The organism is Billgrantia antri, assembly GCF_019430905.1.
Lineage (GTDB): Bacteria > Pseudomonadota > Gammaproteobacteria > Pseudomonadales > Halomonadaceae > Halomonas > Halomonas antri.
The window spans coordinates 667,872-687,352 of sequence record NZ_JAHYCA010000003.1 but is presented as its reverse complement, the minus strand read 5'-3'; the positions used below and the strand labels follow the sequence as shown (position 1 = coordinate 687,352).

At 63.1% G+C, this 19,481-nt stretch carries 20 protein-coding genes and 1 tRNA gene; 16 read left to right on the top strand and 5 right to left on the bottom strand.

The annotated features are described in order from the left end of the window. Positions 1 to 104 precede the first annotated feature (104 nt). The 4 genes from KPL81_RS11205 to KPL81_RS11190 form a co-directional block, all read right to left on the bottom strand. Positions 105 to 917: an AraC family transcriptional regulator gene (locus tag KPL81_RS11205; RefSeq protein WP_219792105.1), complete on the bottom strand. Its 813-nt coding sequence runs from the start codon at positions 915 to 917 to the stop codon at positions 105 to 107. A gap of 53 nt (positions 918 to 970) precedes the next feature. Further along, on the bottom strand, positions 971 to 1,351 hold the full coding sequence (locus tag KPL81_RS11200; RefSeq protein ID WP_219792103.1) for a hypothetical protein: 381 nt from the start codon (positions 1,349 to 1,351) through the stop codon (positions 971 to 973). Positions 1,352 to 1,404: 53 nt separating this feature from the next. Continuing rightward, positions 1,405 to 1,478: transfer RNA gene (locus KPL81_RS11195), tRNA-Gly, on the bottom strand. Between the two features lie 352 nt (positions 1,479 to 1,830). Next, entirely contained in the window at positions 1,831 to 2,238 is a 408-nt protein-coding gene (locus KPL81_RS11190) for a CBS domain-containing protein (protein ID WP_209473235.1), read from the bottom strand. 221 nt (positions 2,239 to 2,459) lie between these two features. On the opposite strand from KPL81_RS11190, the gene KPL81_RS11185 reads away from it, so the two are divergent. The 16 genes from KPL81_RS11185 (at position 2,460) to KPL81_RS11110 (ending at position 18,285) form a co-directional block, all read left to right on the top strand. Beyond that, entirely contained in the window at positions 2,460 to 2,993 is a 534-nt protein-coding gene (locus tag KPL81_RS11185) for a YqaE/Pmp3 family membrane protein (protein ID WP_219792101.1), read from the top strand. Positions 2,994 to 3,436: 443 nt separating this feature from the next. Continuing rightward, on the top strand, positions 3,437 to 4,525 hold the full coding sequence (locus tag KPL81_RS11180) for an ABC transporter ATP-binding protein (protein ID WP_219792099.1): 1,089 nt from the start codon (positions 3,437 to 3,439) through the stop codon (positions 4,523 to 4,525). Next, on the top strand, positions 4,525 to 5,622 hold the full coding sequence (locus tag KPL81_RS11175; protein WP_209473229.1) for an ABC transporter ATP-binding protein: 1,098 nt from the start codon (positions 4,525 to 4,527) through the stop codon (positions 5,620 to 5,622). Before KPL81_RS11180 ends, KPL81_RS11175 begins: the two co-directional genes overlap by 1 nt. Further along, positions 5,619 to 6,503, top strand: a complete 885-nt coding sequence (locus KPL81_RS11170) for a carbohydrate ABC transporter permease (RefSeq protein WP_209473227.1) — start codon at positions 5,619 to 5,621, stop codon at positions 6,501 to 6,503. The genes KPL81_RS11175 and KPL81_RS11170 overlap by 4 nt, the downstream gene beginning before the upstream one ends. Position 6,504: 1 nt before the next feature. Further along, on the top strand, positions 6,505 to 7,398 hold the full coding sequence (locus KPL81_RS11165; RefSeq protein ID WP_209473225.1) for a carbohydrate ABC transporter permease: 894 nt from the start codon (positions 6,505 to 6,507) through the stop codon (positions 7,396 to 7,398). A 16-nt stretch (positions 7,399 to 7,414) separates the two neighbouring features. After that, positions 7,415 to 7,687 carry a DUF2160 domain-containing protein gene (locus KPL81_RS11160; RefSeq protein ID WP_104201682.1) on the top strand — a complete coding sequence of 91 codons (273 nt, stop codon included), beginning with the start codon at positions 7,415 to 7,417 and terminating at the stop codon, positions 7,685 to 7,687. Between the two features lie 62 nt (positions 7,688 to 7,749). Next, on the top strand, positions 7,750 to 9,492 hold the full coding sequence (locus KPL81_RS11155; RefSeq protein ID WP_209473223.1) for an ABC transporter substrate-binding protein: 1,743 nt from the start codon (positions 7,750 to 7,752) through the stop codon (positions 9,490 to 9,492). A 149-nt stretch (positions 9,493 to 9,641) separates the two neighbouring features. Beyond that, positions 9,642 to 11,342 (top strand): glycerol-3-phosphate dehydrogenase/oxidase, encoded by a 1,701-nt coding sequence (locus KPL81_RS11150; RefSeq protein WP_219792097.1) that lies wholly within the window; start codon positions 9,642 to 9,644, stop codon positions 11,340 to 11,342. Between the two features lie 59 nt (positions 11,343 to 11,401). After that, entirely contained in the window at positions 11,402 to 12,271 is an 870-nt protein-coding gene (locus KPL81_RS11145) for a carboxylate/amino acid/amine transporter (protein WP_219792095.1), read from the top strand. A 64-nt stretch (positions 12,272 to 12,335) separates the two neighbouring features. After that, on the top strand, positions 12,336 to 13,229 hold the full coding sequence (locus KPL81_RS11140) for an NAD(+) kinase (protein ID WP_209473217.1): 894 nt from the start codon (positions 12,336 to 12,338) through the stop codon (positions 13,227 to 13,229). A gap of 16 nt (positions 13,230 to 13,245) precedes the next feature. Continuing rightward, positions 13,246 to 14,232, top strand: a complete 987-nt coding sequence (locus tag KPL81_RS11135) for a metallophosphoesterase (RefSeq protein WP_209478661.1) — start codon at positions 13,246 to 13,248, stop codon at positions 14,230 to 14,232. Between the two features lie 209 nt (positions 14,233 to 14,441). Further along, positions 14,442 to 15,287: a rhomboid family intramembrane serine protease gene (locus KPL81_RS11130; RefSeq protein ID WP_219792093.1), complete on the top strand. Its 846-nt coding sequence runs from the start codon at positions 14,442 to 14,444 to the stop codon at positions 15,285 to 15,287. Positions 15,288 to 15,301: 14 nt separating this feature from the next. Beyond that, positions 15,302 to 15,586 (top strand): YeaC family protein, encoded by a 285-nt coding sequence (locus KPL81_RS11125; RefSeq protein ID WP_219792092.1) that lies wholly within the window; start codon positions 15,302 to 15,304, stop codon positions 15,584 to 15,586. 49 nt (positions 15,587 to 15,635) lie between these two features. Continuing rightward, the gene (locus tag KPL81_RS11120; RefSeq protein ID WP_240549212.1) at positions 15,636 to 16,433 is read left to right on the top strand and encodes a DUF2797 domain-containing protein; all 798 of its coding nucleotides are present in this window, start codon (positions 15,636 to 15,638) and stop codon (positions 16,431 to 16,433) included. 60 nt (positions 16,434 to 16,493) lie between these two features. Next, on the top strand, positions 16,494 to 17,489 hold the full coding sequence (locus tag KPL81_RS11115) for a zinc-dependent alcohol dehydrogenase family protein (RefSeq protein ID WP_219792088.1): 996 nt from the start codon (positions 16,494 to 16,496) through the stop codon (positions 17,487 to 17,489). A 109-nt stretch (positions 17,490 to 17,598) separates the two neighbouring features. Beyond that, entirely contained in the window at positions 17,599 to 18,285 is a 687-nt protein-coding gene (locus KPL81_RS11110; protein ID WP_219792086.1) for a glutathione S-transferase family protein, read from the top strand. Positions 18,286 to 18,331: 46 nt separating this feature from the next. On the opposite strand, the gene KPL81_RS11105 is transcribed toward KPL81_RS11110, so the two are convergent. Next, entirely contained in the window at positions 18,332 to 19,414 is a 1,083-nt protein-coding gene (locus tag KPL81_RS11105) for a PA0069 family radical SAM protein (protein ID WP_219792084.1), read from the bottom strand. Positions 19,415 to 19,481: the final 67 nt, after the last annotated feature.

Sequence of the window (19,481 nt, the reverse complement as noted above, 5' to 3'; positions counted from 1 at the left end):
GTCTCCCTTGACTGTAGGGCCGGTTGAGCGGTGCTGCTTGTCAAAAACCGGGAAGGATTTATGAATTTCGCGGCAGATTGCCGCAGAGCCATTGAAATTTAGACTTAAGTCGTATGTCGTAGACGGTTTGTGGCTTCGAGGGCGGAGCGCTCTAGAACGGCGCGACGGAGTTGGCTCGGCGGGCAGCCGAACGTGCTGCGAAAGGCGTGCGTCAAGGCGCTCTGGTGGGCAAAGCCGGTATTCACGGCGATCTGCGACAGCGGCATACGACTCTCCTCGAGCAACCGGCGTGCCGCTTCCAGGCGCCGGCGACGCACGTACTGCCACGGAGAGAGCCCAGTTTGCTCGCGGAAGCGGCTGCGAAAATGGGCCTCGCTGAGGCATGCCTGGGCGGCCAGGTCGGCCACGGCGATGGGGCAGGCCAGGTGTCGGTCGATGTAGCGGTCGAGCTTGGCCAGATCCAGGCGGCGAACGCCGGGAGGGGAAGCCGTTCCGCCGAGCCTGGCATGCAGGCAACCGAGGAAGGTGGCGGCCAGGCGGTCGTTTTGAGCGGCGCTCAGGCCTTCCTCGCCGTTCCCCTGCTCGAGCAGCAGGAATTCGAGATAGTGCTTGAGCGGAGTATCCAGGGCGAAGAAACGCGGCGCATCGAAGAGGCGCGAAAGTTCGTGGTGGTAGCCGGTGAGCGAGGGCGCATCGGCAGGCAGGTCGAGAATCAACTGGCGGTTTTCGCCCTGACCGACATAGTAGTGCACATGATTGGCGGGCACGATGCAGCCGGAGAAGGCGGAAATCGCACCGCCGAGGCCTTCGATCTCGAATTCGGCCCGACCCTGCAGGCCGATGACGATCTGATGAAAGTCATGCGCGTGATGCTGGGTGGCGGTATCGAGCGGAATCTGGCGTATGACGCTGGACATGGGGCCTCCCGCCTATGGCTAACACTTGGGAGCTTACCATACTCGAAGCGCCATCAACGCTTCGCTTGATGGTGCTGACGTTCTCTCAGGCGCTTGTGGGAGGCCAGGTGATGGCGCAGTGCGGCCAGTTCCTCGCGTCCGGTCTTGTCGAGCAGGGGCTTGCCTTGGGCGACCTGCCAGGGGCGGCCATGCTCCTGCATCAGGCGCTGGGCCCGGCGCCTCACACCGTCGAGGTAATCGTCGTGGCGGATCGGATAGTTGATCACGATATTCCACTCGTTCTCGCCGACCTGGCTCGCTAATGCCTTGTCGAACAACTCGAGCAGCTGCTCTGGTTCGGTGCGATAGCGTGGCGTACGCGAGAACAGCAGAATCAGCACCATGCCGCCGATGACGAACAGGCAAACGGCAAAGATGAGCAGGAAGAGTGCCATGAAAGCCACGCTGGGAAAGGCGAGCCGGCTGGCGCAACGGCGGCTGCGGGATCTGGAGCGGGTGAAGGGAATCGAACCCTCGTCTTAAGCTTGGGAAGCTTCTGCTCTACCATTGAGCTACACCCGCGCGCGGATTCGATAGTAAAACCAAGGGCTTGGGCTTGGCAAGTCGCGCCGGGAAAATCCTTTGCTTCGCCCGCTAAGTGCTTGTTTTCCCCCGAAGACAAAAAAATTAACGAACAGTGGCGAACTTTTGTACTTGGTGCTGTCATAACAGGTACAGGCAACAGCGCGATGGCAGTCGCTAACACTGTTGCTCTGGCTCGCAGTTTCGATCTTGCCGCCCATGATCCCCTCATGGGCGGTTTTTTATGTGTGCCAATACCGCGAGCTACCACGACGAGGAGCGAGCTCCATCGGTGGGCTCGCTCGTTCTCCAAAGGATGCCGGCTGCCCGGCTGCGCCGGGCGAGTGAGGTGTCAGTGGTGTCGCATGCGCAGGATGGCCGTCAGGACGTCGCGACGGGTCACGATGCCGCACAGGCGGCCCTGTTCGGTTACCGGATAGACCTTGGGCTTCTGTCCGAGCATTTCCTGGGCCAGGTCGGTGATGCTCTTGGTTGGGGAAACGGACAGGACTTCGTTCCGCATCAACTCCCTCACTAGAGGTGCCTCGTCGTTGAGATAGGCGCTCTGGAGCAGTTTGCCCAGTACATCCTGCTCGGAGATGAAGCCGATCAGCTGGTCGTGCTCGTCGACGACCGGCACGCCCGGCAGGCGGTGGAGTGCCAGCCCTTCGGCCAGGGTCGTGATCGACATGTTGCCGGTGACCCGATAGCAATCACGGGACATGATTTCGCGAACGATGGTAGGGGCCCTCTGGGGCATGGCGCATCTCCTTGTTCCGAACGCTCTCGGCGGGACACTTTCAGCATAGTCGAGTCGGCCCAAACATAAGGAGGGGCTTCAACACCTGGCCAACGCTCGTATCGCTGGTACCGCGGCAGTGGAACACGATCAGGCTGGGCGGGCTCCAAAGCATAGGAACTGGGCTAGTTTTATTCTCGGGCCCGGCGAATCGGGCGCCACGATCAAAGCAGGAGGTGGTGATGGACGCGCGCGAATACCTGGCAAGAAAGGGGCTTGATGGTCGCCGGGACGAGGAGCGTCCCAACACCCTGGAAGAGAAGGCGTGGGAGCGTGCGCGCCAAGCCGGCGGGCATCAGCCTCGGGCCGGCACCCCCTATGATTGGGAGGACTGGCAGCGCTATCACGAGGAGCTGGCCGAGGGGGCGGAAACCATCGAGCAGAAGATCGATCACGAGGCGCATGAGCCGTCTCGTGAATCGATGCGAATGCAGCGTCAGGCGGATGCGGCAGTAGAGCAGTATGTGCCCCCGGCAACGGCGGGGCCGGTTACCGGTCAGGCACGCAGCGCAGAACCAGCTTCGCCGCCAGCCTGGCAGGAGTCTGCGGCGCTGCGTATCGTCTACCAGACTCTCGCCGTGCTGTTGCCGCCCCTGGCCGTTGGCCTGGCGCAAGGTGGCTGGCGGCGTGTGATCGTTAGCGTGCTTCTCACGCTGCTGGGCTGGGTGCCGGGGTGTCTTTATGCCTGGGCATGGTTGCGGCGTGTGATGGGGTGAGGCTCGTGTCCCTCGGCCGGCCCGGTCAGCGTCATACCCGATGGCGCTTCAAGGTAGGCTCTTTCGCAACCGAATGGGAGTGTCGAAAGTGCAAGTGCGTAGGGGCGCTGCCGTGATACTCGCGGGCGGATTATTGTCTGTACGTTATCGAAATTAGACTATGGTATAAGTGCTTTTTCGAACATGAGCATTGCTGCTCAATGCGCTCTAGGCTAGTCTCGCTATCGTAATTCGAACATTTCGGGTTCGTTTTCGATCACTGGCGAACATGAGGGCAATCACTCTTCATGCCCTTGTCACCGCCTCAGTGATGACGAATCAACAAGAACAACAGGCGAGACCCATGTCCCACTCCCTTCGATCATGGCACGACCGTCTTGCCGGCCGTCTCGAGATCTGGCCGCTCTACCCAACGACTCGATAACGACGACAAAGAGCTCAGCATGTCATTGATACTGGAAAATATCGACCATGTGGTCAATGGGGCCACGCACATCGAGGGCGTCAATCTCGAGCTGGCACCCGGCTCCTTCAACGTCCTGCTGGGACGTACATTGGCCGGCAAGACCACGCTTATGCGAATCATGGCCGGTCTCGAGGTGCCTACTCGAGGCAGAGTGCTGATGCATGGCACCGACGTGACGGGCACCTCAGTGCGCAGGCGCAACGTTTCGATGGTCTACCAGCAGTTCATCAATTACCCAAACTTCACGGTCTACGACAACATCGCCTCGCCGCTGAAGCTGGCGCGAGTGTCGCAGGAGGAGATACGTCGGCGGGTCCACGAGACGGCCAGCATGCTGCATATCGAGCATCTCCTGAATCGCTACCCTGCGGAACTCTCCGGCGGTCAGCAACAGCGCACCGCCATGGGCCGGGCGCTGGTCAAGGATGCCGACCTGATCCTTTTCGATGAACCACTGGTCAACCTCGACTACAAGCTGCGCGAAGAATTTCGCGAAGAGCTGCGCGAGCTGTTCAAGGCTCGCAACTGCATTGCCGTGTATGCCACCACCGAGCCCAACGAAGCGCTGGCATTGGGTGGACACACCGCAGTGCTTCACGAGGGGCGCCTGCTGCAGTACGGCCCCACTGAGGAGGTCTATCACCGTCCTCGTGATGTGCTCACCGCCGAAATGTTCTCCGAACCTCCCATCAATGTAGTAGCGGCTACGGTGTCGGAGGCCGAAGTGACCTTCGACCGCAGCGTGCATTTTCCGCTCAATCAGGATCTGGCGGGGCTGGCGCCCGGCCAGTATCAGTTCGGCGTGCGTGCTTCGCATATCGGGCTCACGCCTCAGGCGGAAGACGACCTCGAGATAGAGGTGACGGTCGACATTGCCGAGATCAGTGGCGCCGAGACCTTTCTTCACGTGCACAACGAATCCTTCCACCTGGTGCTGCATCTTCCCGGCGTGCATGCGTTCGGCGTCGACCAGCGCATCAAAGTCTACTTTCCCACCCACAAGATCTATGCCTTCGACCGGCATGGCAATGTCGTGCACATTCCGGCACGGCCAGGAGCGCATTGATGGCCCAGATCACGCTCAAGTCGCTGGCGCACAGTTATTCGCCCAACCCCTCGGGCCCCGAGGACTATGCCATTCGCGAGATGGAGCACGTGTGGCACCAGGGCGGGGCCTATGCCTTGCTAGGCCCCTCCGGCTGCGGCAAGTCGACGCTGCTCAACATCATCTCAGGCCTGTTGACGCCTTCGAACGGGCAGGTGCTGTTCGATGAGCAGATCATGAACGAGCTGCCGCCCGAAGAGCGCAACATTGCCCAGGTGTTCCAGTTCCCGGTGGTCTACGACACCATGACCGTGTACGACAACCTGGCCTTTCCGCTGCGTAACGTGGGCACGCCCGAGGCCAAGGTGAACGAGCGGGTGAACGAGGTGGCCGAGGTGCTCGAGCTCACCCCGCTGCTGCGACGCAAGGCGCGCAACCTCACCGCCGACGAGAAACAGAAGGTCTCCATGGGGCGCGGACTGGTACGTGACGACGTCTCGGCGATCCTGTTCGACGAGCCGCTCACGGTGATCGACCCCCAGCTCAAGTGGAAGCTCCGGCGCAAGCTCAAGGAGATTCACGAGCGCTTCAACATCACCATGATCTACGTAACCCACGATCAGTTGGAGGCCTCGACCTTCGCCGACAAGATCGCCGTGATGTACGAGGGACAGGTAGTGCAATTCGGCACCCCGCGTGAACTGTTCGAGGCGCCTGCGCACACCTTCGTCGGCTATTTCATTGGCAGTCCGGGAATGAATTTCATGGAGGTGGCACGGACCGACAGCGGGGCGCGGGCCGGTACCGTCGACCTGACGCTCCCCCCGGCGCTTCAGAAGGCTATCCAGCAGGCGCGTTCGCGCAATCTCAAGCTCGGCATCCGACCCGAGTTCATCGAGGTATTGGACGCGCCGGCCGAGGCAGCCTATCCCATCGAGATCGCCAGCACTCAGGATCTTGGGACCTACCGCATCGTGTCGTTCGCGTTCGCCGGCAAGACGTTCCGGGCCCGCCTGGAGGAGGATCAGCCGATACCGCAGCACCGAGCGTTCGTCCGCTTCCCCGATTCCTCTCTGCACCTTTACATAGACGAGTTCCGCGTGGAGGTGGGACGATGAACAAGGTCTACAACAACCGAGCCTGGTTTCTGATCCTGCCCATGCTGCTGCTGGTGGCATTCTCGGCCATCATCCCGCTGATGACGGTGGTCAACTATTCGGTGCAGGACGTGTTCGATGCCCAGACACGTTTCTTCACCGGCACCGAGTGGTTCGAGACCATGCTCAACGACAGCGCGCTGCAGGCTGCGCTGCTGCGCCAGTTTGCCTTTTCCTTTACCGTCCTGGCCATCGAGGTACCGCTGGGCATCGGTATCGCCCTGCTGATGCCCAAGCGTGGCTGGCAGGCCTCGGCGATGCTGATCCTGCTCACCCTGCCGTTGTTGATTCCTTGGAACGTGGTCGGCAGCATCTGGCAGCTCTTCACCCGCGGCGATATCGGCCTGATGGGCGTGGGAATCCGTGAGCTGGGCTATGCCTACAACATTACTCGCAACCCCACCGATGCCTGGGCGACGATCGTCCTCATGGACGTCTGGCATTGGACGCCACTGATCGCATTGCTGTGCTACAGCGGCCTGCGAGCGATTCCGGATGCCTACTACCAGGCGGCGCGCATCGATCGTGCCTCCAAGTGGGCCGTGTTCCGCTACATCCAGTTGCCCAAGTTGACCAACGTCCTGGTGATCGGCGTGCTGCTGCGTTTCATGCACTCGTTCATGATCTATGCCGAGCCGTTCGTGCTCACCGGCGGTGGGCCGGGCAGCTCCACCACCTTCCTCAGCCAGACGCTGACCACCATGGCCATCGGGCAGCGTGACCTCGGGCCATCGGCTGCTTTCTCGCTGATCTACTTCCTCATCATCCTGCTGGTCTGCTGGGTCTTCTACACCGCGATCATGAACAGCCAGAAGGACAACACCCCACAGGGAGGAGCCTGACATGACCCGCTCCGTACCGACCACGCCCGATAGCGTACGTCAACAAGCCGCCGAGGCGTCGGCCAAGCGCCGCAAGCTCGCGCGCTCCGCCACCGTCCGCTGGCGTCGCCGCACGCTGCTCGGGCTCTATCTCGTATTCGTGCTATTGCCGATCTACTGGCTGCTCAACCTTTCGCTGCAGTCCAACAGCGAGATCCTCGGCACGTTTTCGTTCTGGCCCCAGAACCTCACCCTGGCGAATTACATCGGCATCTTCACCGACGCCAACTGGTACATGGGCTATGTCAACTCACTGGCCTATGTGTTGATGAACATGCTGATCAGCATTCTGGTGGCGCTGCCTGCCGCCTACGCCTTCAGCCGCTTCAAGTTCATCGGCGACAAGCATCTGTTCTTCTGGCTGCTGACCAACCTGATGGCGCCGCCGGCGGTATTCCTGCTGCCCTATTTCCAGCTCTATTACTCGGTGGGGTTATTCGATACCCACGTTGCCGTAGCGCTGGCCCACTGTCTGTTCAACATCCCGCTGGCGGTGTGGATCCTCGAGGGCTTCATGAGCAGCGTTCCCAAGGAAGTCGACGAAACGGCCTACATTGACGGTTACACCTTCCCGGCGTTCTTCGTGAAGATCTTCATTCCCATGATTCGCTCGGGAATCGGCGTGACGCTGTTCTTCCTGTTCATGTTCTCGTGGGTCGAACTGCTGCTGTCGCGCACATTGACCGCCACCAATGCCCAGCCGATCGCCTCGATCATGACCCGGACCTCGACCGCGTCGGGGATCGACTGGGGCACCCTGGCCGCCGCCGGTGTGCTCACCATCATTCCCGGCGTCATCGTGGTCTATTTCGTGCGTAATCACATCGCCAAGGGCTTTGCCCTGGGCCGTACCTGAAGGGGAGGAAGTCGCAATGGAATGGATGGTCTGGACCCTGCCCACGGCAATCTTCTTCTCCGTGATCGCTGCCATTCTTCTCGGCATGACGGCTTGGGAGCTGGTCTCCCCGACGGTAGAGCGGCGCGGTTTCCTGCCGATCGCCACGACGCGCGGCGACCGGCTCTTCATCGGGCTGCTCTCCGCCGCCTATATCCACTTGGTGACGGTCGGCTTCACCGAGCTCTCGATTTGGTTTGCCCTGGGGATCTCCGTCCTCTGGTTGCTGGTGCTGATGCGCTGGGGCTGAACCAAGGTTGTACGGACGACAACCGAGTCAAGGATGACGACCACACGCAGAACGAGGTCAACATGAAGAACAATAGGATCCAACTGACGGCACTGGTAGGCAGTCTGCTGCTCGCCTCCGGTGCCCTGCACGCCCAGACAGACGATGCCCGTGCCATCGCCGAACGGCTGGTCGACGAGCACTTCCAGAACTCGACGCTCTCCCGTGAGGAGCAGATCGAGGAGTTGCTGTGGTTCGCCAAGGCTGCCGAGTCGTTCCGCGGCATGGAGATCAATACCGTCGCCGAGGGGCTTACCACCCACGTCTGGGAGCGCGACGTGCTGGCGCCGGCCTTCGAGGAGCTGACCGGCATTCGGGTCACCCACAACATCATCGGCGAGGGTGATGTGGTGGACAACATGCAGACCCAGATGCAGACCGGGCGCAACATCTACGACGCCTACGTCAACGACTCGGACGCCATCGGTACGCACATCCGCTACGGCACCACGATCAACCTGTCCGAGGCGATGGAGAACGAGTGGGCCGACTATACCCTGCCGACCCTGGATCTCGATGACTTCATCGGTCTGCAGTACGGCACCGGTCCCGACGGCAACCTCTACCAGTTACCCGACCAGCAGTTCGCCAATCTCTACTGGTTCCGCTACGACTGGTTCCAGCGCGAGGACCTGCAGGAGCAGTTCCGCGAGATCTATGGTTACGACCTCGGCGTACCGACCAACTGGACCGCGTACGAGGACATCGCCGAGTTCTTCACCGAGCACGTCGGCGAGATCGACGGTGAGCGGGTCTATGGCCACATGGACTACGGGCGCCGCGATCCGTCACTGGGCTGGCGCTTCCACGACTCCTGGCTCTCCATGGCCGGCATGGGCAGCCCCGGCGTGCCGTTCGGCAACCCGGTGGACGACTGGGGCATTCGCGTCGACGAACAGAGCCGTCCGGTGGGCGCCAGCGTCAGCCGCGGCGGAGCGACCAACTCACCGGCCTCGGTGTTCGCCGTGACCAAGATGGTCGAGTGGCTGGACAAGTACGCGCCGCCCGAGGCGCAGGGCATGACCTTCGGCGAGGCCGGCCCGGTGCCTGCGCAGGGCAACATCGCCCAGCAGATCTTCTGGTATACCGCCTTCACCGCCGACATGACCGACCCTGGCCTGCCGGTTACCGATGACGAGGGCAATCCCAAGTGGCGCATGGCGCCGTCGCCGACCGGGCCGTACTGGCAAGAGGGCATGAAGGTGGGTTATCAGGACGTGGGCTCCTGGACCTTCTTCGACTCCACCCCGGAGGACCGGCGCACCGCGGCCTGGCTGTTCGCCCAGTTTGCCGTGTCCAAGAGCGTGTCACTGGAGAAGCTGATGGCCGGTCTCACGCCGATTCGCGAGTCCGATATCTTCTCCGACCAGATGAGCGAGATGGCCCCCAAGCTGGGCGGTCTGGTGGAATTCTACCGTAGTCCCAACGAGTCCAACTGGACGCCGTCCTCCACCAACGTGCCCGATTACCCGCGCATGGCGCCGCTGTGGTGGCAGAACCTGGCCCCTGCGGTCAGCGGCGAGATCACGCCTCAGGAAGCGCTCGACAACCTGGCTGGTGAGATCGACAACATCATGATGCGACTGGCCCGGGCCAACGTTTTCGAAGCCTATCCGCCGGCATTGAACGAGGAGCGCGACCCGCAGGAGTGGCTGTCTCAGGAAGGCGCGCCCAAGGCGAAGCTGGATGACGAGATGCCGCAGGGAACCACCGTACCCTACGACGAGATGATGGAGGAGTGGATGGCTGCCGGTACACGTCAGTAGAGTACCCGGTCGGACTTCGCGTCCGACCCGGTCGAGGCCCGGCGTGTGCCGGGCCACGACACACCACGTGTCTCCGGTAGCCCGTCCGGGTCATTCCAGCCCCGTTCGGTGCTCGCCGAGCGGGGCTTTTGCATGCAAAAGGTCCGTACATGGAACTGCGCAGCAGCAACATCGACAAACTCGACGGTGAGGTGTTCGACGTCCTGATCGTCGGCGGCGGCATCAACGGCGCGGCCTCGGCGGCCGCTTTGGCCGGGAAGGGCGTGCGGGTCGCACTGATCGACCGAGGCGACTTCGCCGGCAGCACCAGCATGCACTCCTCCAACCTTGTGTGGGGCGGAATCAAGTACATGGAGAGCCGCGACTTCGCGCTGGTAAGAAAGCTCTGCATGAGTCGCAATCACCTGATCAGGAGCTATCCCGCCACGGTGCAGGAGATTCGCTTCCTGACCACGATCACACGAGGCTTCCGCTACCACCCACGCTACCTCTGGGCGGGCGCCTGGCTCTACTGGTTGATCGGCAATGGTTTCACCCGTATCCCGCGCTTCCTCTCGCCGGGTGCAATTCGCGATAGCGAAGCGATCATCGACACGCGCGACGCCATCGGTGGTTTCGAGTATTCCGATGCCTACCTGCATGACAACGATGCCCGCTTCGTCTTCAACTTCGTACGCGGGGCGCTCAACTACGGTGCCGTGGCGGCGAATTACGTGGAGTCGCTGGGGGCGCGACGCGAGAGCGGCGGCTGGGTGACGCAGGCACGCGATGTCGTCAGCGGACGTGAATTCGCCGTACGCTCCAAGGTCTTGATCAATGCCGCCGGCCCCTGGGTCGACGAACACAATGCGCTGACCGGTCAGGCTACGCATCACCGACACGTCTACTCCAAGGGCATCCACCTGATCGTGCCGAGACTGACCGACAACCAACGTGTACTGGCGTTCTTCGCCGACGATGGCCGGCTGTTCTTCGTCATTCCCATGGGGCCGCGCACCTGCATCGGTACCACCGATACCCGTGTCGAGCGACCCGAGGTAGTGGCCACGGAAGACGACATTCGCTTCGTGCTGGACAACATCAACAAGCGTCTAAGGCTCGACAAGCCGCTGGGCAAGGAAGACATCATCTCCATCCGCTGCGGGGTGAGGCCTCTCGCCATCCGGGCCGAAGGCGGTGGTGGGCGCGATTTTCTCCAGCTCTCGCGCAAGCATGCCATCGACCTCAACCGGCACGATGCCCACCTGAGCATCTTTGGCGGCAAACTGACCGACTGCCTCAATGTGGGCGAAGAGATCGTCGCTGCGGTGGGTGACATGGGGATCGGGGTGCCCTATCCGAAGCATCGCTGGTACGGCGAACCGCCGGAACAGGTGCGCCGTGAGTTCATGCATCAAGCGAAGTTGATGCACCTCGACGAGCTGACCGCAAGCGATGCCTCCGAGCCGCTGTCGAGCCGATTGTGGCGGCGCTACGGCACTCATGCGCTGGAAATGCTCGAGGAGATCCGCGAAGACCCGCGGCAGGCCGAGGTACTGATCGAGGGGACCGAGTACCTGCGCTGCGAGCTGTACTATGCCAAGCGGCGCGAGATGATCACGCGCCTGGAGGACTTCCTGCGGCGACGCTCCAAGATTGCGCTGGTGGTGCACGAGGAGGCGATGCGACAGTCTCCCGGTCTGCGCGAGGCCTGCAATATCCTGTTCGGTGATCAAGCCGATGCCCGGCTCGACGAATACTTTGCCACCACGCGACGCGAGAGGAGCGAGGCAGCGGCCGCCGAGGGAGCCGACCTGCCCGAGGCTTGTCCCTCGTCCGCAGCCGGGGCGCGGCAGCGAGAGTCGCATTGATGCTCGGTGGCATGGCGGTATAATCGCCCGTCAACCCAAACTGAAGGAAGACGTTAACCGTGAGCTATCTCATCGGCGTCACCGTGCTCTGGGCCTTCTCGTTCTCGCTGATCGGTGTCTATCTCGCCGGCCAGGTGGACAGCTACTTCGCGGTGCTTATGCGCGTCGGCCTGGCGGCCCTGGTGTTCCTGCCCTTCCTGCGGCCGCAGCTGCTCAAGGGGCGCCAGCGGCTGGCCCTGATGGGCCTGGGGGCCGTGCAGCTCGGCGTGATGTACATTTTCTTCTACCAGTCCTTCCTGCTGCTGTCGGTACCCGAGGTACTGCTGTTCACCATTTTCACGCCGCTCTACGTGACGCTGCTCGACGATGCCCTGTTCGGACGCTTCACGCCGTTCTACCTGCTCACTGCCGCCCTGGCGGTCATGGGAGCGGCTGTGATCCGCTACGACGGCATCGACAGTGGCTTCTGGCTGGGCTTCCTCGTGGTCCAGGGGGCCAACCTGTGCTTCGCACTGGGCCAGGTGGGCTACCGCCGCTTCTCCGTGACGCTGCCTGCCGAACTGCCACGCCATAGCGTCTTCGCCTGGTTCTATCTCGGTGCGCTGGTGGTGGTACTGCCGGCCTTTGCGCTGCTGGGCAACAGCGCCATGCTGCCGACCACGGGCGTGCACTGGGGCGTGCTCATGTGGCTGGGCCTGGTGGCCTCGGGCCTCGGTTACTTCTTCTGGAACTTGGGGGCCACCCGGGTCGATGCCGGGGCGCTGGCGATCATGAACAATGCCCTGATTCCCGCCGGGCTTCTGGTCAATCTGGTGATCTGGAACCGCGATGCCGACCTGGTGCGGTTGGCGATGGGCGGAGCGATCATCGTCGGTTCGCTGGTGCTCAACGAGTGGTGGCTGCGCCGCCGCGCACCTGCCGCTGCCTGAGTCGAGTTTGCCCGCCCTGCACCCAGCCTCCATAATGAGCGCCCATGATCCGAGAGAGCAGGGCATGCAGAAAGAGCACGACGGGTTCAAGAACATCGGCCTGATCGGCCGCCTGGGCAGCACCAAGGTGGTCGAGACCCTCAAGCGCCTGCTGCGCTTCCTCGACGAGCGCGGCTTACACGTCATCGTCGAGGACCGCACTGCCACCGTGCTGCTCGACCATGGCCATCCCGAGGCCAGCCGGCGTACCCTCGGCGAGCTCTGCGATCTGGTCATCGTGGTGGGCGGGGATGGCAGCCTGCTGGGTGCCGCCCGCACACTGTGCCATAGCGGTACATTGGTATTGGGCGTCAATCGCGGGCGACTGGGCTTCTTGACCGACATCTCCCCCGATGAGCTCGAGGAGCGTGTCGGCCAGGTGCTCGCCGGCCAGTATGAGGTCGAGGAGCGCTTCCTGCTGGATGCCGAGCTGTACCGCGACGGTACCCTGGTCGGTAATGGCGATGCCCTCAACGAAGTCGTGCTGCATCCCGGAAAGGCCGTGCGCATGATCGAATTCGAGCTGTTCATCGACAAGCAGTTCGTCTGCAGCCAGCGCAGCGACGGGCTGATCATGGCCACACCCACCGGTTCCACCGCCTATGCGCTGTCGGGGGGCGGCTCGATCATGCACCCCAAGCTGGATGTGATCGAACTGGTACCGATGTTCCCGCATACCCTTTCCAGCCGTCCCATCGTGATCGATGCCGCCAGCGAGATTCACGTACACATCGGCGAGACCAACCAGACCTATCCCCACATCAGCTGCGATGGCCAGACGCGTGCGGTGGCCAAGCCGGACGACGTGCTGGTGGTGAAGCGGAAGCCCCAGCGGGTGCAGTTGGTGCATCCTCTCGGTCATAACTTCTACGAGGTCCTGCGCAGCAAGCTGGGCTGGAGCAACCGGCTAGGGGATTGACGTGAGGCAGGCGGCGATAGAAGGCTACGATCTGATCGGCGACGTGCATGGCTGCGGCGCGACTCTCGGTGCGCTGCTAGAGAAGCTCGGATACCACCAGCGCGGTGGCGTCTACCGTCATCCACGACGCAAGGCGATCTTCCTCGGTGACCTGATCGACCGCGGTCCGCGTATTCGCCTGGCCGTTTCCATCGCCCGGCGCATGGTGGAAGAGGGCGAGGCCCACATCGTCATGGGCAACCATGAATACAATGCGCTGGCCTACTGCCATCGCGCGCCCCGCCAGCATGGGCGCGAGTGGCTGCGCGATCACTCGCCGCGACACAACCGCATTATCAAGGAAACCCTCGACCAGTACCGTGATCATCCCGCCGAGTGGGACGAGATCCTGGCCTGGTTCATGGAGATTCCGCTCTACCTGGATTTCGGCGGGTTCCGCGTGGTCCATGCCTGCTGGGACCAATCGCTGATCGATGCGCTGGAGCGCGAATGCCCGGGCGGCGTCATCGATGAGCCGTTCCTGCAACAGTCCGTGGCACCGGACACTCTGGCCTATCGTGTGCTCGATCGCTTGACCCGGGGCGTGCACCTGTCGCTGCCGAAAGGCGTGGAGATCCACTCCGGCGATGGTTTTACCCGGCATAGCTTCCGTGCCCACTTCTGGGCCCGCGACCCGCGCACCTGGGGCGATGTGATTTTCCAGCCCGACAACCTGCCCGACGATCTCGAGCAGCGCGAGCTGAGTTCGGCCGAGCGTGCGCGATTGTCGCATTACGGGCTCGACCAGCCGCCGCTGTTCATCGGTCACTACTGGTGCGAGGGCATCCCGGCGCTGCCCACGTCCAATATTGCCTGCCTCGACTACAGCGCGGTGAAGTTCGGCCGTCTGGTGGCCTACCGCTGGAGCGGCGAGCGGCGGCTAGATGCCAATCATTTCGTCTGGGTGAGGGTGCCGCAGGAAGAAGCGGCGAGGCCCAGGCCGTGGGAAATTGACTTCGATTGAAATGGATACAAAGTTTTACAACATTTTTTCCCGCCACCCTGAACTTCCTTTCGATTCGTCCATCTGAATAGGTGTTCCCTTGAATGATCCCTTGCTCTTGTCCGGCGGCCCCCCTTCCGCCGGATTTTTTATGGGCGCCCGTCGGCCGATTTGAGAAAAGGGGCACTGCAGCGCAAGATGCTCCCTAACGATCGATTCAGGAAAATTTCATGTACCGCATCATGCTGTTTCCCCACGAAACGGACACCAGCGAACTGCGCCGAGCGCTGTGGGCCCATCGCATCGGGCACCGCTTCACCGAGGAAACGGAGGGGCAGGTGCTGTGGCTAGCCGACCCCACCCAGCATGATGCCTTGATCCGGCTGATCTCCCGCTGGCAGCGCGGCGAGCGAATCATGCCTGAACGTCGGCGCCGGTCGACGGGAGGGGCCGCTCTCACGCTGGCCTTGCGCCGAGTGCCGGTCACCTCCGCCGCGCTGGGTATCTCGCTGCTGGTATTTGCCGTCATGGCCGTGCTCGGGGATATCGTGGTGGCCATGCTGACCATCGTGCCGGTTGCCGTCGTGGGCGGCGGGCTTGCCTTCGGCAACCTCGCCGATGCACTGGCCTCGGGGCAGGTGTGGCGGCTGCTGTCGCCGGCCTTCCTGCACTTCGGCTGGATGCACCTGATCTTCAACATGATGTGGCTGTGGTACTTCGGGCGCCAGGTCGAAACGCTGCAGGGAAGTGGGCGCATGCTGATGCTCCTGCTGGTGGCGGGCATCGGCGCCAACCTGGCCCAGTATGCCACGGGTACCGTGCTGTTCGGCGGCATGTCGGGCGTCGACTTCGCCCTGCTCGGCTATGTCTGGCTGATGTCGCGCCGGGCGCCGGCGAGCGGCTTCTTCGTGCCGCAGATGCTGGTGGTGTTCATGCTCGGCTGGATGGTGTTCACCATGACCGATATGGCGGAGGCAGTCGGCTTCGGCAACGTGGCCAACGAGGCGCACCTGGGCGGGCTGGTCGTGGGGCTGCTGTTCGGGTGGTATTATTCCGGCCGTGCACGCCGTCTTTGATCGAGAGAGTTCCCATGAGCGATATGACCTTCGAGCGCATGATCCGGCAGATGACGCCGGCCATCTACGACAGCCTCAAGCAGGCGGTGGCGCTGCGCAAGTGGCCCGACGGACGCACGTTGACAGCGGAGCAGACCGAGCTTTGCCTCGAGGCGGTGATTCGCTACGAGCACGAGAACAACGTGCCCGAGGAACTGCGGGTCGGGTATCTGCAGCAGCGCACCTGTGGCAGTGGCAGCAGCGGCACCGATGTGCCGCCCGAACTCGCGGGGCTGGCCCGGGATGCCTCCCGTGATTGAAGGTGGGCGGATAGAGGCGGCCCCTGTCGTACAGGGCTGCCTGAGCAAGATGGCCATCGTACCCGGCGAGCAGGGAGGGCCGGCAAGGTATACGCTGCGTGCCGGCGAGCATCGCCTGGATCTCAACGCGCGCCTGGGCCAGTCGCTCGAGTTGCACTGGACGGGCGCCATCGCCTGCACCCACTGCGGCCGGGCGACGAAGAAGAGCTTCGCCCAAGGTTACTGCTACCCCTGTTTCAAGAAGCTGGCCCAGTGCGATACCTGCATCGTCAAGCCAGAGACCTGCCACTTTGATGCCGGTACCTGCCGCGAGCCCGAGTGGGCCGAAAGGCACTGTTTCCAGCCTCATGTGGTCTACCTGGCCAACTCCTCGGGGCTCAAGGTGGGCATCACCCGCGGCACTCAGGTGCCGACGCGCTGGCTCGACCAAGGGGCGATTCAGGCGCTGCCGATCCTGGCAGTGGAGACGCGGCAGCAGTCCGGATTGGTCGAGGTGCTGTTCAAGGAAGAGGTGGCCGACCGCACCAACTGGCGGGCCATGCTCAAGGGCGAGGTGGAGACGCTCGATCTCATGGCCGAGCGCGACCGCCTTCTGGCCCGGCTTGACAGCGGGCTCGGCCAGCTGCGCGAACGCTTCGGTGTCGATACCTTGCGGGTACTCGACGAAGCGCCGGTCGCCTTCGACTATCCGGTGCTGGAATTTCCGCGCAAGGTCGTCTCGCACAACTTCGACAAGCAGGCGCGGGTGAGCGGCACGCTGCTGGGTCTCAAGGGACAGTACCTGATCCTCGACACGGGCGTGATCAACCTGCGCAAGTTCACCGGCTACGAGGTCTCGGTGAGCTGATTCACCTGCCTGGCTGCGCTATGCTCCCGCAGAGAGACCAAGGTCATTCAGGAGCCAGCCATGAGCCTGATGCGCGCCATGCGACTGCATGCCCTGGGCCAGCCGCTGCAGCTGGACGTCGTGCCCCGTCCTGAACCCCAGGCAGGGCAGGTGCAATATCGTGTACTGGCCTGCGGAGTGTGCCGCACCGATCTGCATGTCGTGGATGGCGAGCTGTCTTCGCCCAGCCTACCGCTGGTGCCGGGCCATGAGATCGTTGGCGAGGTCACGGCGGTGGGGCAAGGCGTCGGAGATCTGACGCCCGGCATGCGTATAGGCGTGCCCTGGCTGGGCTGGACTTGTGGCGAGTGCGACGCTTGCCTGGCCGACCGAGAAAACCTCTGCGAGCGTGCGCGCTTTACCGGTTATACCCTTGATGGCGGCTATGCCGAGTACGGCGTGGCCGATGCTCGCTACTGCTTTCCGCTGATGGCAGAGGATGCCCAGGCCGCCGCGCCGCTGCTTTGCGCGGGGTTGATTGGCTATCGCACCTGGCGCCTGGCGGGCGGTGAGGAGAATCGCCGCCTGGGAATCTACGGTTTCGGCGCCGCGGCGCATATCCTCGTGCAGTTGGCCGTGGCGCGCGGCCAGCGGGTCTATGCCTTCACACGGCCGGGCGACGACGCTGCCCAGGCCTTCGCGTTGCGGCTCGGTGCCGTATGGGCCGGAAGCTCCGACCAGTCACCGCCCGAGCCGCTCGACGCCGCGCTGCTATTTGCCCCGGTGGGCGAGCTCGTGCCGCTGGCATTGGCCCAGGTGCGCCCGGGTGGGGCGGTCGTATCCGGCGGTATCCATATGTCCGACATCCCCGCCTTCCCCTATCGCCTGCTGTGGCAGGAGCGCAGCGTCAAGTCGGTAGCCAACCTCACGCGTCAGGATGGCGAAGAGTTTCTTGCGTTGGCCCCCACGGTACCCATTCTCACCGAGACCCGTGCCTATCCGCTGGAGCAGGCCAACCAGGCCCTGGCCGACCTGCGAGAAGGGGCTCTGACCGGGGCGGCGGTGCTGATTCCCTGATTCGGCTTGCATGTTCAGAAGGGTTGCCTGATTTCGTGCGGGCTGCATGGCAGGCAGCGTCGTTGGCAGGCTATGCTGTCATTTCTCCTCTCCTGAGATGGGTTCTGACATGTATCGCCTGCATATTGCCAACAAGAACTACTCTTCCTGGTCGCTACGCCCCTGGGTGCTGATGCGCCATCTGGACATCTCGTTCGAGGAGCGCCTGACCCCCTTCGAGGCTGGCTCGAACTGGACCCCCTTTCGCACATTCTCCCCTTCAGGGATGGTGCCCTGCCTGGAGGATGGCGAACGCACGGTATGGGAGTCGCTGGCGATCGTCGAATACCTGGCCGAGCGTCACCCGGGGATATGGCCCGCCGATGAGGAGGCGCGCGCCTGGGCGCGCTGTGCCAGCAGCGAGATGCACGCCGGTTTTTCCACGCTGCGCAGTCTGTGCCCGATGAACTGCGGCGTCAGGGTGAAACTGCACCATATGCCGGATGCCTTGGCAGGCAACCTGGCTCGCCTCGATGAACTCTGGCAGCAGGGCCTCACGCGTTTTGGCGGCCCCTTCCTGGCCGGGGAGTCCTTTACGGCAGTGGATGCCTTCTTCGCTCCCGTGGCCTTCCGCGTGCAGAGTTTTGGCCTCGAACTCGGTGTGCTCTCTAGGGAGTACGTCGAACGAATGCTGGCCCTACCTGCCATGCAGCAGTGGTACGAGGAGGCGCTGGCCGAGCCGTGGCGCGAAGCGGGCCATGAGGCCGAAGTCCAGGAGAACGGCACCGTCATCGAGGACAGGCGGCTGTCTTCCTGATTCTCCACGAGCTGCTTTCTTCCGCCGGAGCATGCCTCACTCGTTGTCAGCTGAACAGGTCGCCCTGAGCCCGGGGCGGCCGGAAGGCCGTGGTGTCCAGCTGGCGCGGGTCTCGCTTCCCCGGATCGTTGAGGTCTAGGCGTCGGCAGGCCTTGTCGAAGCGCTGGGCGATGAGCTGGGCGAAAATGCCCTCGCCGCGCATGCGTTTGCCGAAGCGACTGTCGTATTCGGCGCCTCCCCGGCACTGGCGCATCAGGCTCATCACCTTGTCGGCACGCAGCGGATAATACGCCTGCAGCCACTCATCGAAGAGCGGGGCCACTTCCCGCGGCAAGCGCAGCAGCGTCCATCCGGCCGTTTCCGCTCCGGCATCGCGCGCCGCTTCGAGCAGGCGCTCCAGCTCGTGGTCGGTCAAGCCCGGAATAATCGGTGCGACCATGACTCCTACCGGGATGCCGGCATCCTTCAAGCGTTCAATGGTACGCAGGCGTGCGGCAGGCGAGGCGGCGCGTGGTTCCAGGCTGCGCTTGAGCTCGGTATCCAGGCTGGTGAGGCTGATTGAAACCCTGACCAGACGCAGGCGCGCCAGCTCGGCCAGCAGGTCCAGGTCGCGCAGGACCAACGCGCTCTTGGTGATGATCGAGACCGGATGACGGCATTCGAGCAGGAAGGCCAGTATCTTGCGGGTGGAACCACGCTCCGCTTCCAGCGGCTGATAGCAGTCGGTATTGCCGGAGAGGGCGATGGGCCGGCATACGTAGCTGCGCTTGCAGAACTCTTCGTGCAGCCGCTCCACCAGGCCGGTGCGAGCGATCAGTCGGGTTTCGAAGTCGATGCCCGGCGACATGTCCCAGTAGGCGTGACTGGGCCGCGCGTAGCAGTAGATGCAGCCGTGCTCGCAGCCTCGGTACGGATTCAGCGAGCGATCGAAGCCGAGGTCGGGTGAGTCGTTCCACGCCAGCGCGCTGCGGGCTCGCTCCTCGCTGACCACCGTAGCCAGGCGCGTCGGCATCTCTTCCTGCCACCAGCCGTCGTCCTCCGTTTCGCTGTGTGTCGGAGAGAAGCGGTTATCGGGGTTGTAGGTGGCGCCGCGCCCCTTGCGCGGCTGCTGCTGGTCGAACTGCGGCATGACGGCGGCTCTCTATACATGTATTTATATACAGTATATCGGTGCGCTCACGAAGTGCCAACGCTGG

What these genes read in the sequence shown, in the direction of transcription:
- KPL81_RS11155 (WP_209473223.1), top strand. Translation starts at nt 7,750, where the DNA reads ATGAAGAACAATAGGATCCAACTGACGGCACTGGTAGGCAGTCTGCTG.
- KPL81_RS11125 (WP_219792092.1), top strand. Translation starts at nt 15,302, where the DNA reads ATGAGCGATATGACCTTCGAGCGCATGATCCGGCAGATGACGCCGGCC.
- KPL81_RS11130 (WP_219792093.1), top strand. Translation starts at nt 14,442, where the DNA reads ATGTACCGCATCATGCTGTTTCCCCACGAAACGGACACCAGCGAACTG.
- KPL81_RS11170 (WP_209473227.1), top strand. Translation starts at nt 5,619, where the DNA reads ATGAACAAGGTCTACAACAACCGAGCCTGGTTTCTGATCCTGCCCATG.
- KPL81_RS11115 (WP_219792088.1), top strand. Translation starts at nt 16,494, where the DNA reads ATGAGCCTGATGCGCGCCATGCGACTGCATGCCCTGGGCCAGCCGCTG.
- KPL81_RS11110 (WP_219792086.1), top strand. Translation starts at nt 17,599, where the DNA reads ATGTATCGCCTGCATATTGCCAACAAGAACTACTCTTCCTGGTCGCTA.
- KPL81_RS11140 (WP_209473217.1), top strand. Translation starts at nt 12,336, where the DNA reads ATGCAGAAAGAGCACGACGGGTTCAAGAACATCGGCCTGATCGGCCGC.
- KPL81_RS11175 (WP_209473229.1), top strand. Translation starts at nt 4,525, where the DNA reads ATGGCCCAGATCACGCTCAAGTCGCTGGCGCACAGTTATTCGCCCAAC.
- KPL81_RS11200 (WP_219792103.1), bottom strand. Translation starts at nt 1,351, where the DNA reads ATGGCACTCTTCCTGCTCATCTTTGCCGTTTGCCTGTTCGTCATCGGC.
- KPL81_RS11190 (WP_209473235.1), bottom strand. Translation starts at nt 2,238, where the DNA reads ATGCCCCAGAGGGCCCCTACCATCGTTCGCGAAATCATGTCCCGTGAT.
- KPL81_RS11180 (WP_219792099.1), top strand. Translation starts at nt 3,437, where the DNA reads ATGTCATTGATACTGGAAAATATCGACCATGTGGTCAATGGGGCCACG.
- KPL81_RS11105 (WP_219792084.1), bottom strand. Translation starts at nt 19,414, where the DNA reads ATGCCGCAGTTCGACCAGCAGCAGCCGCGCAAGGGGCGCGGCGCCACC.
- KPL81_RS11120 (WP_240549212.1), top strand. Translation starts at nt 15,636, where the DNA reads ATGGCCATCGTACCCGGCGAGCAGGGAGGGCCGGCAAGGTATACGCTG.
- KPL81_RS11185 (WP_219792101.1), top strand. Translation starts at nt 2,460, where the DNA reads ATGGACGCGCGCGAATACCTGGCAAGAAAGGGGCTTGATGGTCGCCGG.
- KPL81_RS11150 (WP_219792097.1), top strand. Translation starts at nt 9,642, where the DNA reads ATGGAACTGCGCAGCAGCAACATCGACAAACTCGACGGTGAGGTGTTC.
- KPL81_RS11160 (WP_104201682.1), top strand. Translation starts at nt 7,415, where the DNA reads ATGGAATGGATGGTCTGGACCCTGCCCACGGCAATCTTCTTCTCCGTG.
- KPL81_RS11165 (WP_209473225.1), top strand. Translation starts at nt 6,505, where the DNA reads ATGACCCGCTCCGTACCGACCACGCCCGATAGCGTACGTCAACAAGCC.
- KPL81_RS11205 (WP_219792105.1), bottom strand. Translation starts at nt 917, where the DNA reads ATGTCCAGCGTCATACGCCAGATTCCGCTCGATACCGCCACCCAGCAT.